General features: G+C 43.8%; 1 protein-coding gene. It reads right to left on the bottom strand.

The window, feature by feature from the left end:
• Positions 1 to 259 (bottom strand): transposase (locus tag ACT3SX_RS15690; RefSeq protein ID WP_444753459.1); only part of this gene is annotated, 259 nt, incomplete at its 3' end.
• Positions 260 to 290 lie beyond the last annotated feature (31 nt).

Genomic DNA, 290 nt, shown 5'->3' with positions numbered 1-290 from the left:
AGTTCTCTTTAAGCTTGTCTGTCACCCATGCCCAGAGGTCAGTCACAATAGTTGTGGCGTTGTTAGCCCGTCTGTCACAAGCCTTGTTATTAGCATGCTTTGCTCGGTAACCTCGTAGGCTTTTATTGCGTCTAAGCTCTCTTGATATGGTACTGGGACTTCTGTTTAACGCCCTCGCTATAAAATTAATACTATGTTTTGCCCCTTTAAGGGCATAAATCTGGTATCGTTCACCTAGGCTTAGATGTGTATAGCTCATGGTTGCAATCTCACTTTGGTCGGTGGATAAA

The sequence above is a fragment of the Psychrobacter sp. AOP31-B2-9 genome (assembly GCF_052378005.1).
Classification (GTDB): domain Bacteria; phylum Pseudomonadota; class Gammaproteobacteria; order Pseudomonadales; family Moraxellaceae; genus Psychrobacter.
This window is presented reverse-complemented; position numbering and strand designations above follow the sequence as displayed.